Genomic DNA, 14,840 nt, shown 5'->3' with positions numbered 1-14,840 from the left:
GAATGGGGCAGGTCAGGAAGAAGCCAGGGGCGTCGGGCGGCCGTTTTCAGAAAAGAGTTAACGAGTTTTGTGCTTTTGAGCCGAAATCCTCTAGGATAAACGCTTTTTTTACACCAGAAGGATAGTCATGGCGTCTTCCGAGCAACCTCGCATCCAGTGGCTGGGCCGCTGGGGGTTCGTGCTCGCCGCTACCGGTTCGGCGGTAGGGCTGGGCAACATCTGGAAATTCCCGTATATCACCGGCGAGTATGGCGGTGGCGCGTTTGTGCTTGTCTATCTGGCGTGCATTTTTGCGGTGGGCGTGCCGGTAATGATGAGCGAAATCGCTTTCGGGCGGCGAGGGCGCGGCAGCCCCATTGATGCGATTCGTCGAGTGGTTAACGAGTCCGGTCGCTCATCGGCGTGGTCGCTGCTTGGCTGGATGGCCATGCTGTGCGGCTTTTTGATTCTGTCGTTCTACGTGGTCGTGGCAGGCTGGTCGTTTTCTTATCTGTGGAAGATGTTAACCGGTGGTCTGGTGGGCACCAGCGTTGACGACATGGCCGCCGTTTTTGGGGAAAACAACGCCAACCCGCTCAGCCTGGGCTTCTGGAGCACGCTTGTTACGCTGGTGACCATGATTATTGTGGGCAAAGGCGTTCAGGAGGGGATCGAGAAAAACGTCAGTTGGATGATGCCAGGCCTGGTCATCATGCTGATACTGCTGATTGTGTACGGCGTGTTTTCCGGTGGCTTTGGTGATGCGGTACGCTTTTTGTTCTCCTTCAAGGCGGGGAGCCTCTCCAGTGAAGGGATGTTAGCCGCGCTTGGCCATGCGTTCTTTACCTTATCGCTTGCCTCGGGTGCCATTCTTACTTACGGAAGCTATCTGCCCAAAGGCGCCTCCATTGGGCGTACCACCATTAGCGTCGCCATTGCCGATACGGCCGTTGCCTTGATGGCGGGGCTGGCGATCTTCCCGGTAATTTTTGCCAATGGCATGGACCCAGGTGAAGGCCCCGGGCTTATCTTTATGAGCTTGCCGCTGGCGTTCCAGGCCATGCCGCTGGGTACGCTGTTTGGGATTCTGTTTTTCGCCATGCTCTCCATGGCCGCGCTGACATCGTCCATTTCGATGGTTGAGGCGACCGTTTCCTGGCTCTGCGACAACAAAGGGTTCTCACGCCGCAGTGCTGCGTGGAGCACGGGGGTTGTGCTTTGGCTGATTAGTACCGCTGCCATGCTCTCCTTTAACCTGGGCGCTGATTGGACGTTGGCAGGCAAGACCTTCTTTGACTGGCTGGACTACATCACTTCACGCTGGATGATGCCGTTGGGTGGGTTAGGCACCGTCATACTGGCAGGCTTTGTCCTGAAGAGTGAAACGTTCCGCGACGAGCTAGGGCTCTCGCCTCTGCCCTATACGCTATGGCTTGCCATGGTGCGTTATGTCAGCCCGCTGGGTATTTTGGTTATTTTCGCTGATGCATTAGGGCTGTTTACCGTTACCTTTTCAGTTCATTGGCCGTGGTTGTTGGCTATCCTGCTGATCATGATGGCGCTGGGCGAGTGGTTGAGCCCTCGCCTGCGTCAGGCGTTAACGACACGCTAACGGATTCTCTCCAGCCAACGCTGCTGCTGAGCAATGAGTGACGGCTCATCCAGCGGCGTTTGGCAGGTGATTTGAGTCTCTTCCTGAGATCGTAGTTGAGACAGGAGCTGAGACAGGAGCTGAGACAGTAGTTGAGATCGTAATTGAGATAGCAGCGGTTACTTGCGTAAAGCAGATTGCTTGATAGCACCAGGATGGGTGCCTGCCTTCATCAACTCATCCCAGCGTGTGGTGTAGCGGCCTGAGCGGTGCCCGCAGCGTAGCTGCCAGGCGGCATCGGCATCCGTCATACCAAAGCTGATGGTGCCTTGCCCCATGCGCTGATTGATATTATCCAGGGTGGCCATTAAGTAAGGGTATCGGTTCCGCGGTGGTTGATGTAGCAACGAGAGCTGGTGCTGCTCGGCATCAACCAGATCCAGCAGCATCACACCTGCCTTCATAAACCGGTAGCCTGGCCGGTAAACCTGTTCAATCCCTTGGTGAACGGCCTCAAGAATTGTGCGCGTATCATCGCTGGGTGAGGGCAGGGGCACCATGGCGTGAGGAGAATACTGGGGTTGGTCTCGGCGGTGGCGGTTGGTGTTTAAAAAAATCATCACGGCTCGCGTTAGGCTGCGCTGCTGACGGAGTTTTTCGGCGCTGCGCTGGGCATGTTGGCGTAACGCGTTATGTACTTCTGTTTTACTGCCGGTTGATTGGCCGAATGAGCGCGACGTCATAATGCGGTGGCGCGGTTGATCCAGCGCATTCATCTGCAGGCAGGGCGTACCGCGCAGCTCCAGCGCCGTGCGGGCCAGCACTACCGAAAAATGTTTGCGCAGTAGCCGAAGGTCAGCCTCACGTAAGTCCCAAGCGGTATTAATATTACTGATCGCTAACCGCTCAGCAATCCGGCGCCCAACGCCCCATACGCTGCCCACCGGTGTCTGTTTAAGCAGGGCGGTCGTTGCCGCATCTTTTCCCGTCAGCAGGCACACGCCTTGATAGTGAGTCGCCTGCTTGGCCAAGTGGTTGGCAAGCTTCGCCAGCGTATGCGTAGGGGCCAGCCCGACGCATACCGGCAGGCCTAAATGACGCCGAATCCGCCGACGCAGCCATTCGCCCAGGGTTTGGCACTGCTGGTTGCTGAACGCCTCTAGGTAAATAAACATTTCATCAATGGAGTACGGCGACACGGCTGGGCAGGTATCACGCAGTAGCTGGCACAGCCTGGCCGACATATCGCCATACAGCTCATAGTTGGATGACTTGAGGTAAATGTCACCACGCTTACGCAGGCTTTCGAGCTTAAACGATGGCATGCCCATGGGGATGTCCATGGCTTTCATCTCGGCAGAGCGGGCGATGATACAGCCGTCGTTGTTCGACATAACGCCAACCGGTTTGCCTTCCAGCGCAGGATCAAACACACGCTCACAACTGACGTAAAAGTTGTTGGCATCGACCAGGCCAATCATCGGACATACTCATGAATGACGGCACGCACTACTCCCCATAGCTGGCACTCGGTGCCTTCCAAAGGAAGCGGCGGGTAGTGAGGATGCGCGGAGCAGAGATGCGGCGTATTTTGGTAGAGGGCGTAGCGCTTAATCAGCACTTCCTCTTCAAACATGGCAACCAGAATGTGCCCTAGCCGAGGCTTAATGCTGCGGTCAACGACCAGCAGGTCGCCATCAAAAATCCCCCAGCCTTCCATACTGTCACCAGCGGCGGAAAGGTAGAACGTCTGGGTAGGGTTTTTTATTAACCGCGTGTTGAGATCGAGCGTACGCGGTTCGTAATCCTGCGCTGGTGATGGAAAGCCGCTAAAGCCCGCACGGCCTTGTAACGATGAAAAAGGCAACGGCTGAGACGTTAACGGCAAGGTGGGCACGAGCGTCGATGGAGGCAACGACATCGTCGGCATCCTCACTGAATGTAATGTGTATGTATATACAGTATTTATTCGTGAGGTTTAAATTGCAAGCGTTGAGCGGCGATTAGGCAAGCCTAGCGCGCTAGCCACAACCCCACGACGATGGCACTAACAACAGCAATAAAAAAAACAAGGTTACGGGCGCGTGTATCGCGGCGTGGTTTCATGGCAGCACCATTAGCAAGAGTTGGGTAAAAGCGACGGAAGAATTGCGCCTGGCATGGTAACGTTTGTTACTGATACCGTCATCCAGACATTGCCTGAACGCTGAATTCAGGAACATTAAAGGCGTCGCGTTATTTGCCAACGAGATGGCCGCTTCATCAGGAAAACAACCTATGTGTGAACCAACCCTCCAACCCGCGTCTCGACACTTCGCGCAGCCGCTGGTGCTTGCGCAAGGGCGCTTGGCCGCACTGGGCTGGGGCCGCGTGGATGCACCTGTCTGGCTGGCGCTACACGGCTGGCTGGATAACGCGGCAAGCTTTAGCCGCTTGGCACCGCTTTTGGCAGATGCGCTGGATATCCGCGTGGTAGCCATTGATTTTCGCGGCCATGGGCACTCCCAGCATGCCGCTTTCGGAAGCGACTATGCGTTGTGGGATTACTGCCACGACGTGCTTGATGCGCTGGACGCACTGGGTATTGAACAGGCTTCTTTACTGGCCCACTCCATGGGCGCAGCGGTTGCCTGCCTATTGGCCGCTGCTATGCCGGAGCGTATTGCCCGGTTAACCTTGATTGACGGGCTGGGGGCATTGAATACGCCTGCGGAAGAAACCGCCAGCCAGTTGCGCAAAGGGCTTATTGCCCATCGTCGCCCGCTTTCCCGCCCACCACGCTATGCTGATATCGAAAGTGCGGTTGCCGCGCGGGTAGCCGGTGGCGTCACCACGCTGGATAGCGTAACGGCGATGCCGTTGGTTGAGCGTAATACGCAAGCAACTGCCGATGGCTATCTACAAATGCGTACGGATAGTCGACTGCTAAAACCCTCTCTGGTGCGCTTTACCCCTGAGCAGGTACTGGCTCTGTTAGCGTGTATTCAGGCGCCGGTACTACTGATTGAAGGCGAGCAGGGTATTTTAGGAAAGCGTGCCTGGGCCGAGCAGGCGCGCTTGGCGGTTAATGATCTGACCCGCCATGTGTTGCCTGGTGGGCATCATCTACATTTGGAATCTAAAGCGGTTGCCGCTGTGGCGGAACTCGCCACCGCTCACTGGGAGGCAGCCGTGTAAAACGCTTATACGGTCGGCTCAAGAGCAATAGGAATAGCCAATGAATCAACTGACGCACGCGGGTAGCGGGAAAAAAGTGGCTTTGGTGTTGGGCAGTGGCGGGGCGCGCGGTTATGCCCATATCGGTGTCATTGAAGCCCTGGAGGCACGAGGCTTTGAGATTATTTCAGTGGCGGGATGCTCCATGGGCGCCCTGATTGGTGGCATCTACGCTTCTGGCAAACTGCCCGAGTATCGGGAGTGGGTCTGTAATCTCGATTATCTGGATGTGCTAAAGCTGGTGGATGTGACCTGGAGCCCGATGGGTGCCATGCGTGCCAATAAGGTGATGAGTAAGTTGGAGGCGTTGGTAGGCGATGTGCTCATTGAGGATTTGCCTATTCCGGTGACGACGGTGGCGACTGACCTGGTTCGCCAGCGCGAAGTGTGGTTTCAAAATGGCCCGTTACTGCGCGCCATTCGCGCCTCTATCGCCATTCCAGGCGTCATTACGCCGGTCAATGTTGGTGACCAGGTGTTGGTCGATGGCGGGCTGCTTAACCCGCTGCCTATCATGCCGGTTATTTCTGCCCACGAAGCAGACCTGGTAATTGCGATTAACGTAACGGCACATAGCCCGCAGCCGGTATCACTGGAAGAACTCCTGCCCCGTGAGCACGAGGAAAATGATAGCAGAACGGCGCAAGAGCGTGACCGTGATGAAAAAATTGGCGGCTGGATGAGCGACGTGCGCCAAGCCACCCTGCGTTTATGGGAGGGGCTTGGCAGCAGTGAAGAAGACAGCGGCGTGGAAGCTGGCGCTGAAGAGAGTGTTGAGACGCGAGGCAAGCGCGAGTGGAGCAAGCTCGATATGATTTTAGAGTCGTTTGATATTACCCAAGCGGCCCTGGCAAAATACAAAATTGCCGGTTATCCGCCAGATATATTGATCGAGATTCCCAAGACGGTATGCAGCACGTATGAGTTTCATCGCGCCAAAGACTTGATCCGCCTGGGGCGGCATTTGGCCGATGAGGCGCTGGAGCGGCGCATGCCCAGCATTGCCTCGGATGCGACAGAGTGAGGCAGCGAGCCACTGGAAAAGTGCCAGTAGAGCAGTGAAGAGAGCGGTTGAGCGGCGTTACGCCCCGCGCTTACGCAGCAATATATAGACCGCTCCGGTGCCGCCATCAATATCAATGGCCGAGCAAAAGGCCAGCACCCCCGGCCATTCGCGTAACCAGGTATTGGTGTGGCTCTTAAGCACCGGAAAATCTGAAGTGGTGCCCCACGCCTTGCCGTGAACCACCAGCACGCAGCGTAGCCCTTGGCTTGATGCATCGCGCAAGAAGCTTTCAAGCTCCGCGCGGGCTTCTTCAAGCGTGTAGCCGTGCAGGTCAAGCCCCGCCTGCCACTCGGTTTGGCCACGCTTTAACTGGCTGAAGGTACGCCAGGGTAAATCGGGCACGCTAAACTCAAGGTACTCAGACGGGCGCACGGCCTCGACCCGGCCATCCGATGTGCGGCCGCTGGCTTGTACTGTGCTGTTTTGAACCGCCGCATTACGCCGTGCCTGTTGGGCTTCATCATTGCGCTTGGGCTTGCCGGGGTCGGCTTGATTATGTGCAATACGGCGTACGCCCGCTGCTTGCAGCGCCTGGCGAAAAGCGCTGATATCGTCATCGTTGGGCAGGTGGCGTCGCGTCATATCAAGCTCAAAGTGTGAAAAGGAAGAAAGAGTAAAACAAGAAAGCATATAAAGTGCCGACAGTATAGCGAGCTGAGCGGCGCTGTGAACCGGGCGGCGTCAAAGGTACAATCTTTACAGGTACAATCTTTTCTTTATCAATGAGTGTAGCCGCATGTGGCTGCATGGATGGTTTTCGTTTATCAGGAGTCGCTGTGACCACGCACCTCAATGCTGAGACCTCTCACTCAACCCTTTCGTTGCCGGATACGGCGTTGGTGAGCGATCTTTTTACACTACGCGACTATCTGCGCTGGGTATCCAGCGAGTTCTATCTGGCTGGGCTGCACTATGGCCACGGCACCGAGTCTGCCTGGGATGAAGCCGTTGCGCTCTGCCTGGGGGCACTTCACCTGCCCTGGAACGTCGACCCCGCCGTTTTGGAAGCACGGCTTTTGCCTGTTGAGCGCCAGCGTATTATCGCCCTGACCCGGAAGCGGGTAGCCAGCCGCCAGCCATTGCCGTACCTGCTGGGCGAGGCCTTTTTTGCAGGTCACCCCTTCAATGTTGATGAGCGAGTGCTGATTCCGCGCTCGCCGATTGCCGAGCTGATCGAAGACGGTTTTTCGGCCTGGTTCCCGGAAGAGCCGCCGGAGAGCGTGCTGGATTTATGCACCGGCTCTGGTTGTATCGGCATTGCAACCGGCCTTTATTTGCCTACCTGCGAAGTGACGCTTGCCGATATTAGCCAGGATGCACTGGCCGTCGCCCGAGAAAACATTACCCGCCATGACGTGGGTGACCGGATACGGGCGGTCGCCTCGGATGTGTTTGACGGGCTGGAAGGCCAGCGCTTTGACCTGATTGTTTCCAACCCGCCCTACGTCGATGCGCGTGATTTGGCTACCATGCCCGCCGAGTTCCGCCATGAGCCCGCACTGGCACTGGGTGCCGGTAAAGATGGCCTGGATATTGTGCGGCGTATTTTGCGCGAGGCGCGCAGCCATTTGAGCGATACAGGTTGGCTGATTGTCGAAGTGGGCAATTCTGACCGCCATGTGGAGGCTGCGTTTCCCGACGTGCCTTTCCTGTGGCTTGACTTCGAGCGCGGCGGCCAAGGCGTATTTGCTTTGAGCGCCGATGAACTCGACGCCCATGCGGCGTCTTTTGCGTAAGGAATGAACGCCCATGTCTGGCAATAGTTTTGGCAAGCTGTTTACCGTTACCACCTTTGGAGAGAGTCACGGCATTGCGCTGGGCGCCATTGTAGATGGTTGCCCGCCGGGGCTTGCGCTGTGTGAAGAGGATTTACAGCGCGACCTGGACCGTCGTCGCCCAGGTAGCTCTCGCCACACCACGCAGCGCAAAGAGCCTGATCAGGTGAGGATTTTATCGGGCGTGTTTGAGGGAAAAACCACCGGCACCTCGATTGGCCTACTGATCGAGAATACCGACCAGCGCTCCAAGGACTACTCGAAAATCAAGGAGCAGTTCCGCCCCGCCCATGCGGACTACACGTACCACCATAAATATGGCCACCGTGACTATCGGGGCGGCGGCCGCTCAAGCGCCCGCGAAACGGCCATGCGGGTAGCCGCGGGTGCTATCGCCAAGAAGTACTTGGCCGCCCAAGGCGTACAAATTCGTGGCTATATGAGCCAGCTGGGCCCCATCAAGATTGAGTTTAAGCAGTGGGAGGCCGTCGAGCAGAATGCGTTTTTCTGCCCCGATCCCGCCAAAGTAGCCGAGCTTGAAGCGTATATGGATCAGCTACGCCGTGACCAGGATTCCGTCGGTGCCGAGATTACCGTAGTCGCTGAGGGCGTTCCGGTCGGGCTGGGTGAGCCGGTGTTTGATCGCCTGGATGCTGAGCTGGCGCACGGTTTGATGAGTATTAATGCGGTAAAAGGTATTGAGATTGGTGCGGGTTTTGAATCCGTTGCCCAGCGCGGTAGCGAACACCGCGACGAGATGACGCCGGAAGGCTTCTTGTCCAATCATGCCGGTGGCATATTGGGCGGTATTTCCAGTGGGCAACCGATTGTGGCCAGGCTGGCGCTTAAGCCGACCTCCAGCATTACGACGCCTGGGCGTTCCATTGATGTTAACGGCCAGCCGGTCGAGGTGATTACCAAAGGTCGCCACGACCCTTGTGTGGGGATTCGCGCCACGCCGATTGCCGAAGCCATGATGGCGATTACATTGCTTGACCACTGGCTGCGCCAGCGTGGGCAAAACGGTGAGGTTAGCGTTGATACACCCCGTTTAGCGCAGCGTTAAAGCGGCGTACGGCTTGGCGTAACGCTGCTACACTCAAGGAAGATGGCTGAGGAGTAACCCATGAAGATTAACGTTGAGTTTGATCTGACCCCGGATGAATTTCGTCAAGCATTGGGGCTTCCTGATGTAGAGGCATTCCAGCAAAGCCTGCTGGAAAATATTCAGCGGCAAATGGAGTCGGGTGCAGAAGGGTATGACCCCATGAGTTTGATGCGCCCCTTTTTGCAGCAGCCCATGATGCAGCAGGGGCTTTCTCAAGGGTTGGCCAACTTTGGAACTTACCAACAGATGATGTTGGATATGTTGCGCCAGGCAGGCAACGCCAGCAGTACCGCCCCTGATGATCAAGCGGCGGACAGTGATGCGTCGAGCAGCGGGGGAGCGCCTAATGCCAAAGCAACGGCGTCCTCGCGTTCGCGTGGTAAAGGAAAAACCGAGTAATGCGGCGAGGTGCATAGCGGCCAGTTAATGAGCGCCGTCATCCAGGGCTCTTGAAAACAGTGTTATTGAAAACAAGGCTCTTGAAAACAGTGTTATTGCAAAGCACCCGGTCAAGGATTACTCTTTTTGCAGTGCAGCAAATCACGTTCGTAGGGGGGGGCGCGAAAGCGCCCACACTCTGAAACGGAAGAGGATTGGACACTATGCAAGACGATATGATGGACGCTTTTAACGCCCAGACCCGCCAAATGTTTGAGCCCATGCGCAAAATTAACTCGCTGATGCTCAACAACATGGAAAAAATGACCCAGTATCAACTGGAAGCCATGAAGCGCTATAGCCAAATGGGCACCGAGCGCATCCGCAGTGCCACCAGCATTCAGGATGCAGAAAGCCTGCGTGATTTCGGCACCCAGCAGGCTGAAATCATGAACGAGCTTTCCCAGCAAATGCAGGAAGACGCCCGTGCTATGGGTGAGATGAGCCTGCAGTTCAAAACGGAAATGGAAAAACTCTTCAGTGATGCCGGGCAGCAAATGACCGAGCAGGCGACTGCCGCCGCAAAAGGCCAACAGCCTGGTGCTTCTGGATCCGCCTCGAGCCAGTCTTCACGGAAAAAATAAGAAGTCGGCTAACTCACGGCGCCTCTAGGCGCCGTATTGTTATAAGGGGATTCAGTATGCAGGGGTGGAAACGACCATTGCACGACATGTTTCAGCAGGGAGTGTCTCAAGAAGACATTGAGGCATGGAATACGCAACTGAAAGAGGCCGCTGAGCAGTACCAGGGGCTTATGCAGGATCTGCTGGCACGCATGGCCCCAAGCGAGGCGGCCGACTCGGTCTATAGCGATATGCGCAAAAGCTTCGAGGCGGGTGCGCAGGCATTAATGAATAACCCAACCTTGCTGTGGCAAACCCAAGCGCGCCTGCTGCAAGATCAGTGGCTGCTATGGCAGCAAAGCATGCGTGCTTTGTCTGGTGAGCAGGTCACACCGCTGATTACTCCTTCCAAAAGCGACCGGCGCTTTAAAGACGATGCCTGGACGCAAGACCCTCACTATGCGGCGATCATGCAGCAGTACCTGCTGTTTTCGCAGGTAGTAGAAGAACTGATCGAAAGCCTTGAAGGTATGGATGACCTCCAGAAACGAAATCTGGGGTTTTATGCCCGTCAGCTCGTCAATGCCATGTCGCCCACCAATTTCGTTTCTACTAACCCTGAGGTGATGCGGCGAACGCTGCAAACCCGTGGGCAAAATCTGGTAGAAGGGCTATCTCGGCTGCGTGAAGACCTTGCCAACTCAGCGGAAGGCATCAATGTGTGTATGACCGAGCGCAATGCGTTTGGCATCGGGGAAAACATCGCGGTTACCCCTGGGGCTGTCGTGTATGAAAACGAGTTAATTCAACTGATTCAGTACACGCCCACCACTGAGAAGACCTTTAAAACGCCGCTGTTAATCGTGCCGCCCTGGATCAACAAGTATTACATCCTTGACCTGCGCCAGGACAATTCCATGGTCAAGTGGGTGGTGGACCAGGGCCACACCGTATTTTTAATTTCATGGCGCAATCCTGGCCCTGAACAGCGTGACATTACCTGGGCCGATTACATGCAAATGGGGCCGATCAGCGCGATTAGCGCCATTGAGGATGCCTGCGGTGAGAAGTCGGTCAACCTGGTGAGCTACTGCGTAGGCGGCACCTTGACGGCTTCGACCGTTGCTTATTTGATGAGTACCCGCAAGGGGCGAAAGGTGAAGTCGGTCACCTACATGGCCACGCTGCAGGATTTTCGTGACCCCGGCGATATCGGTGTTTTCCTGAACGAAGCCGTGGTGCAAGGACTTGAGCAAACCATGCAGCTAAAGGGCTATCTGGATGGTCGCTCGATGGCTTACACCTTTAACCTGCTGCGTGAAAATGATCTTTTCTGGTCGTTTTATATCAATAACTACCTGAAAGGAGAGATGCCCGCCGCCTTTGACCTTCTCCACTGGAATACGGATGGCACGAACCTACCGGCGGGCACGCATGCCTGGTATTTACGCCACATGTATCTTGAAAACCGTTTGGTCGCGCCGGGGGGGATTGAGCTTGATGGTGTAAAAATTGATTTACGCAAAATCTCCACCCCTAGTTATTTCGTGTCGACCAAAGAGGACCATATTGCCAAGTGGAACAGCACCTATTATGGGGCGTTGCTGCCTAAAGGTCCCGTCACGTTTGTATTAGGTGGCTCGGGGCATATCGCCGGTATCGTTAATCCACCGCAAAAGAACAAGTACGGTTATTGGAGTAACGACGCACTGCCAGAAAGCCATGAAGCGTGGCTTGAAACAGCGGCGTTTAATGAGGGGTCCTGGTGGCCGCACTGGCAGGCATGGATGACACAGAATGGTTATGCGGATACCCAGAAAATGGTGCCCTCGCGCACACCCGGCGACGGTAAGCTTGAGGTGATTGAGTCAGCACCAGGGCGCTATGTAAAAATGACCATTCCTGACGTGCTAAGCGAACAGGGCAGCCTGTAAAGGCTGCTCCGATCATCCGGGTATTCTACAAAAAAACTATCCTTCTCATGTTTAAGCGAGGTGCTAACAATGCCGCCCACTACCCGTTACTCATTAGCCCCCGCGTTTAGCGCACAACACCGTCCTGGAAACAGTCCTGGCAATAACCATGGCGCTTGCTGCTGTGGTTCACCCGTCTTACAGCATTTTCATGAGCGCGTTATGGCAGAGATTGCTCGCCGCGAAATGCTGGGTGGGCCGGCAGCGGTCATGGCGCTGTTTGCAGGTGTACATACGCCACACGTGGTTGACCAGCCCTCAAAAGCGCATGACGGCCCTGTGCTACTCACCAACTTAACGCTTTTTGATGGAAGTGGTGGCCCGTTGCGCGATGGCGTATCCGTTAAGGTAGAGGATGGGCGGGTCAGCGCTATTCTTGAAGGTAATGCTGGCGCCGAGTCCGGGGACGTTATCGACTGTGATGGGCGCGTGTTGATGCCTGGCTTAATCGATGCGCATTGGCACTCCACGCTAGCCGCTATTACACAGATGGAAGCCATGAGCGCGGATATTGGTTATATCCATTTGGTCGCCGCAAAAGAGGCCGAGCGAACGCTGATGCGAGGGGTTACGTCGGTCAGGGATGTGGGAGGGCCGTCATTTGCACTGAAGAGAGCCATTGACGAAGGCATCGTGAACGGACCGCGGATATTTCCCGCAGGCGCCATGATTTCCCAGACATCCGGGCACGGTGATTTCCGAATGCGGCACGAATTGCCTCGTGGTAGTACAACCCCGCTAAGTTACACGGAGCAGCAAGGGGTAGCCATGATTGCTGACGGTGAAGCGGAAGTGCTTAGGCGCACGCGTGAGCAGTTGATGCTGGGGGCTTCTCAAATAAAGCTGATTGCGGGTGGTGGCGTCGCGTCATTTTATGATCCGCTCGACAGTACGCAGTTTAGCGAGCGCGAGCTTCGCGCAGCGGTTGAGGCAGCCGGTGACTGGGGCACGTATGTCATGGTTCATGTCTACACCTCCCGGGGTATTCAGCGTGCCCTGCGGGCAGGCGTACGCTCAATCGAACATGGTCAGTTGGCAGATGAAGAGACCGTTCGAATGATGGCCGGTGAAGATGTGTGGTGGAGCCTTCAGCCTTTTCTGCAGGATGAAGATTCCAACGTTTACCCGGATGCGGCACGCCGAGAGTCTCAGCGGCAAGTTGCCGAAGGAACGGTTCGCGCGTATGAAATGGCCCAGCGATTTAACGTTAAAACTGGCTGGGGAACGGATATTCTTTTTAATCCCCAAAATACCCCCAACCAGCTGCATCACTTGGCTAAGCTAACGCGTTTCTACGACCCGTTGACCGCATTGGCAATGGCGACGGGGCGTAACGGGGAGCTACTTTCTCTCTCGGGGCCGCGTAACCCGTATCCGGGAGTGCTTGGGCGTATTGAGCCTGGTGCGCTAGCCGACCTGCTGGTCGTTGATGGTGACCCAAGCAAAGATCTTGATTTTCTTAAAGATCCAGAGCGTAACTTGCGCATGATTATGAAAGCTGGGCGTGTTTATAAAGATTGTTTGCAGCAATAGCTTGGCAAGATCGTTTATAAATATCGATTTTAAGTGCTTGATCGGTTGTTTGTTTATGTTGAATCAATCATGCACTGACCGCTTTTCCGGCCATTAATAGAAGTGTTGGTTTTAGGACAACCTTGCTGGTTTAAATGTTTTTAACGCGGTAGTTGGGATTTCAGCAGGCCCCACGTCTATTTCCGGGCTTAAGGAGATAGGCGTTGAACTCTTTTTAGGGGGCTATTCGTAACCGCCGTTCCTATGCTTCTGGGCGCCCCCTTTGTGGCAAACACAAACCGCGCCGCGTTCTCGCCTAATATCGGCAGGCCGAGGGTGCTGTCATAATGTCGCAGGAGGGTTGTAGAACACCTGGATGGCGCTATGGTAGCCAAAGATTCATAACGACATGCGATAGGCCAGTACGTGCGAGCTTGGCGCGTGTGCCGTTTAACCGTGTTTATTTAAAGGGAGCATCGAAGTAATGGCGAACAAGGCACTGAATGTCATGGCCCAACGAGTGACTCAGCGGCTGGCGTTAAGCGCGTTAGCACTGCTATTAACGGCAGGTGTTGCGCAGGCGCAGACGCTTGAAGTAAGCAATGCTCGGTTAAGCCTGCTGCCTGGTAACACGCCCGGTGCGGGTTACTTTGAGCTTTATAATACGGGAGATGAAACCGTCACGCTGGTGGGCGCTCAAAGCCCTGCCTTTGATAGTGTTGAAATACATGTTAGCTCCGAGCACGACGGTATGGCCCATATGCACGAGCTTACATCGCTTGAAATTGCCTCAGGCGAGCGTTTTGAGTTTGCGCCCAAAGGTCATCATCTGATGTTTATGCGCCGCGTTGAGCCCTTAAACGTAGGTGATGACGTTGACGTGGTGCTTGAGTTTAGCGATGAACAGCAACTGCCCGTTACCTTTAATATTGTCTCTCCAGCATCGATGTAAAGGCCAGGAATAGGAACCCTATATGTACAAGTTGTTGTTCGCCGCGTTGGCGTCTCTTTTACTGGCTGGTTGTAGTGATCAGAGCTGGCGTACCACCGACGTTGCCGACATTATGCCGTCGCTTGATTTTTCACTGGTGGATGATAACGGCGACAGCGTCCAAGCGGATGAATATCTGGGTAAGCCAGCGCTTGTCTATTTTGGCTACACGTTTTGCCCCGATGTTTGCCCCATTACCCTGGCAAGATTAGGCGATGCGATCAGACAGCTGGATGATGAGACGCGCGACGAGGTTCAGGTGCTGTTTATTTCGGTCGACCCGGCGCGTGACACGCCCGAGGTGCTAAAACGCTATACCAATGCCTTTGGCCCTGAGTTTACTGGCTTGACCGGCGATAAAGCCGACATTGATGCGATCACCAACCGTTACCGCGTTGCTTACGAATACGGTGAAGAGAATGAGAATGGTGACTACCTGGTAACACACTCCAGCGCTGTTTTTGCCTTTGATCGAGAGGGGAATGCACAGTTCCTGGTGCGGGATAGCCACCCGATAACGGATGTTCAGGCGGATATCAAACGGCTGATAGAAAAAAGCTAACGCCGCTTGGAGTAGCCCCAGGGAGCTAAACAGGTAGTAGACGTAGGTAGAAAAAGTCTGTAGCAA

General features: G+C 55.3%; 14 protein-coding genes. 11 read left to right on the top strand and 3 right to left on the bottom strand.

All coding sequences use genetic code 11. The features are described from left to right. Positions 1-127: 127 nt before the first annotated feature. Positions 128-1,591 carry a sodium-dependent transporter gene (locus INT20_RS11915; protein WP_193053088.1) on the top strand — a complete coding sequence of 488 codons (1,464 nt, stop codon included), beginning with the start codon at positions 128-130 and terminating at the stop codon, positions 1,589-1,591. 158 nt (positions 1,592-1,749) lie between these two features. Here INT20_RS11915 and INT20_RS11910 read toward each other — a convergent pair whose 3' ends face one another. Together INT20_RS11910 and INT20_RS11905 are read right to left on the bottom strand one after the other, a co-directional pair. After that, entirely contained in the window at positions 1,750-3,051 is a 1,302-nt protein-coding gene (locus INT20_RS11910) for a Y-family DNA polymerase (protein ID WP_193053087.1), read from the bottom strand. Continuing rightward, on the bottom strand, positions 3,048-3,491 hold the full coding sequence (locus INT20_RS11905) for a LexA family protein (protein ID WP_087106828.1): 444 nt from the start codon (positions 3,489-3,491) through the stop codon (positions 3,048-3,050). Before INT20_RS11905 ends, INT20_RS11910 begins: the two co-directional genes overlap by 4 nt. 356 nt (positions 3,492-3,847) lie before the next feature. Here INT20_RS11905 and INT20_RS11900 point away from each other — a divergent pair, with 356 nt between their 5' ends. Continuing rightward, positions 3,848-4,747, top strand: coding sequence for an alpha/beta fold hydrolase (locus INT20_RS11900; RefSeq protein ID WP_193053086.1), 900 nt, complete (start codon positions 3,848-3,850; stop codon positions 4,745-4,747). Positions 4,748-4,787: 40 nt separating this feature from the next. After that, a complete protein-coding gene (locus INT20_RS11895) occupies positions 4,788-5,810 on the top strand; it encodes a patatin-like phospholipase family protein (protein WP_193053085.1) in 1,023 nt (340 codons plus the stop codon). 57 nt (positions 5,811-5,867) lie between these two features. On the opposite strand, the gene INT20_RS11890 is transcribed toward INT20_RS11895, so the two are convergent. Continuing rightward, on the bottom strand, positions 5,868-6,434 hold the full coding sequence (locus INT20_RS11890; RefSeq protein WP_087106822.1) for a Smr/MutS family protein: 567 nt from the start codon (positions 6,432-6,434) through the stop codon (positions 5,868-5,870). 194 nt (positions 6,435-6,628) lie between these two features. Between INT20_RS11890 and prmB the strand changes: the two genes are divergently transcribed. The 8 genes from prmB to INT20_RS11850 all read left to right on the top strand — a co-directional run bounded on the left by prmB (position 6,629) and on the right by INT20_RS11850 (position 14,774). Then, entirely contained in the window at positions 6,629-7,588 is a 960-nt protein-coding gene (prmB, locus tag INT20_RS11885) for a 50S ribosomal protein L3 N(5)-glutamine methyltransferase (protein WP_172117146.1), read from the top strand. Positions 7,589-7,601: 13 nt separating this feature from the next. After that, a complete protein-coding gene (gene aroC / locus INT20_RS11880; protein ID WP_172117145.1) occupies positions 7,602-8,693 on the top strand; it encodes a chorismate synthase in 1,092 nt (363 codons plus the stop codon). Between the two features lie 60 nt (positions 8,694-8,753). After that, a complete protein-coding gene (locus INT20_RS11875; RefSeq protein ID WP_193053084.1) occupies positions 8,754-9,134 on the top strand; it encodes a hypothetical protein in 381 nt (126 codons plus the stop codon). Between the two features lie 203 nt (positions 9,135-9,337). Continuing rightward, complete coding sequence (locus INT20_RS11870) at positions 9,338-9,757, top strand: phasin family protein (RefSeq protein ID WP_172117143.1); 420 nt, start codon at positions 9,338-9,340, stop codon at positions 9,755-9,757. 86 nt (positions 9,758-9,843) lie between these two features. After that, entirely contained in the window at positions 9,844-11,670 is a 1,827-nt protein-coding gene (phaC, locus tag INT20_RS11865) for a class I poly(R)-hydroxyalkanoic acid synthase (RefSeq protein WP_193056985.1), read from the top strand. 201 nt (positions 11,671-11,871) lie between these two features. Further along, positions 11,872-13,242 carry a metal-dependent hydrolase family protein gene (locus INT20_RS11860; RefSeq protein WP_226912154.1) on the top strand — a complete coding sequence of 457 codons (1,371 nt, stop codon included), beginning with the start codon at positions 11,872-11,874 and terminating at the stop codon, positions 13,240-13,242. Positions 13,243-13,705: 463 nt separating this feature from the next. Next, a complete protein-coding gene (locus tag INT20_RS11855) occupies positions 13,706-14,173 on the top strand; it encodes a copper chaperone PCu(A)C (RefSeq protein WP_193053082.1) in 468 nt (155 codons plus the stop codon). Positions 14,174-14,195: 22 nt separating this feature from the next. Next, complete coding sequence (locus INT20_RS11850; RefSeq protein WP_193053081.1) at positions 14,196-14,774, top strand: SCO family protein; 579 nt, start codon at positions 14,196-14,198, stop codon at positions 14,772-14,774. The last annotated feature ends 66 nt before the right edge of the window (positions 14,775-14,840 follow it).

The organism is Halomonas citrativorans, assembly GCF_014898005.1.
In the GTDB taxonomy this organism is placed as follows: domain Bacteria; phylum Pseudomonadota; class Gammaproteobacteria; order Pseudomonadales; family Halomonadaceae; genus Vreelandella; species Vreelandella citrativorans.
Note: the sequence above shows the minus strand (reverse complement) of the source record. Positions and strands in the feature narration are given on the sequence as shown.

Excerpts from the sequence above, each read along its gene's own strand:
- INT20_RS11915 (WP_193053088.1), top strand. The coding sequence starts at position 128 with ATGGCGTCTTCCGAGCAACCTCGCATCCAGTGGCTGGGCCGCTGGGGG.
- INT20_RS11910 (WP_193053087.1), bottom strand. The coding sequence starts at position 3,051 with ATGATTGGCCTGGTCGATGCCAACAACTTTTACGTCAGTTGTGAGCGT.
- INT20_RS11905 (WP_087106828.1), bottom strand. The coding sequence starts at position 3,491 with ATGTCGTTGCCTCCATCGACGCTCGTGCCCACCTTGCCGTTAACGTCT.
- INT20_RS11900 (WP_193053086.1), top strand. The coding sequence starts at position 3,848 with ATGTGTGAACCAACCCTCCAACCCGCGTCTCGACACTTCGCGCAGCCG.
- INT20_RS11895 (WP_193053085.1), top strand. The coding sequence starts at position 4,788 with ATGAATCAACTGACGCACGCGGGTAGCGGGAAAAAAGTGGCTTTGGTG.
- INT20_RS11890 (WP_087106822.1), bottom strand. The coding sequence starts at position 6,434 with ATGACGCGACGCCACCTGCCCAACGATGACGATATCAGCGCTTTTCGC.
- aroC (WP_172117145.1), top strand. The coding sequence starts at position 7,602 with ATGTCTGGCAATAGTTTTGGCAAGCTGTTTACCGTTACCACCTTTGGA.
- INT20_RS11875 (WP_193053084.1), top strand. The coding sequence starts at position 8,754 with ATGAAGATTAACGTTGAGTTTGATCTGACCCCGGATGAATTTCGTCAA.
- INT20_RS11870 (WP_172117143.1), top strand. The coding sequence starts at position 9,338 with ATGCAAGACGATATGATGGACGCTTTTAACGCCCAGACCCGCCAAATG.
- phaC (WP_193056985.1), top strand. The coding sequence starts at position 9,844 with ATGTTTCAGCAGGGAGTGTCTCAAGAAGACATTGAGGCATGGAATACG.
- INT20_RS11860 (WP_226912154.1), top strand. The coding sequence starts at position 11,872 with ATGGCAGAGATTGCTCGCCGCGAAATGCTGGGTGGGCCGGCAGCGGTC.
- INT20_RS11855 (WP_193053082.1), top strand. The coding sequence starts at position 13,706 with ATGGCGAACAAGGCACTGAATGTCATGGCCCAACGAGTGACTCAGCGG.
- INT20_RS11850 (WP_193053081.1), top strand. The coding sequence starts at position 14,196 with ATGTACAAGTTGTTGTTCGCCGCGTTGGCGTCTCTTTTACTGGCTGGT.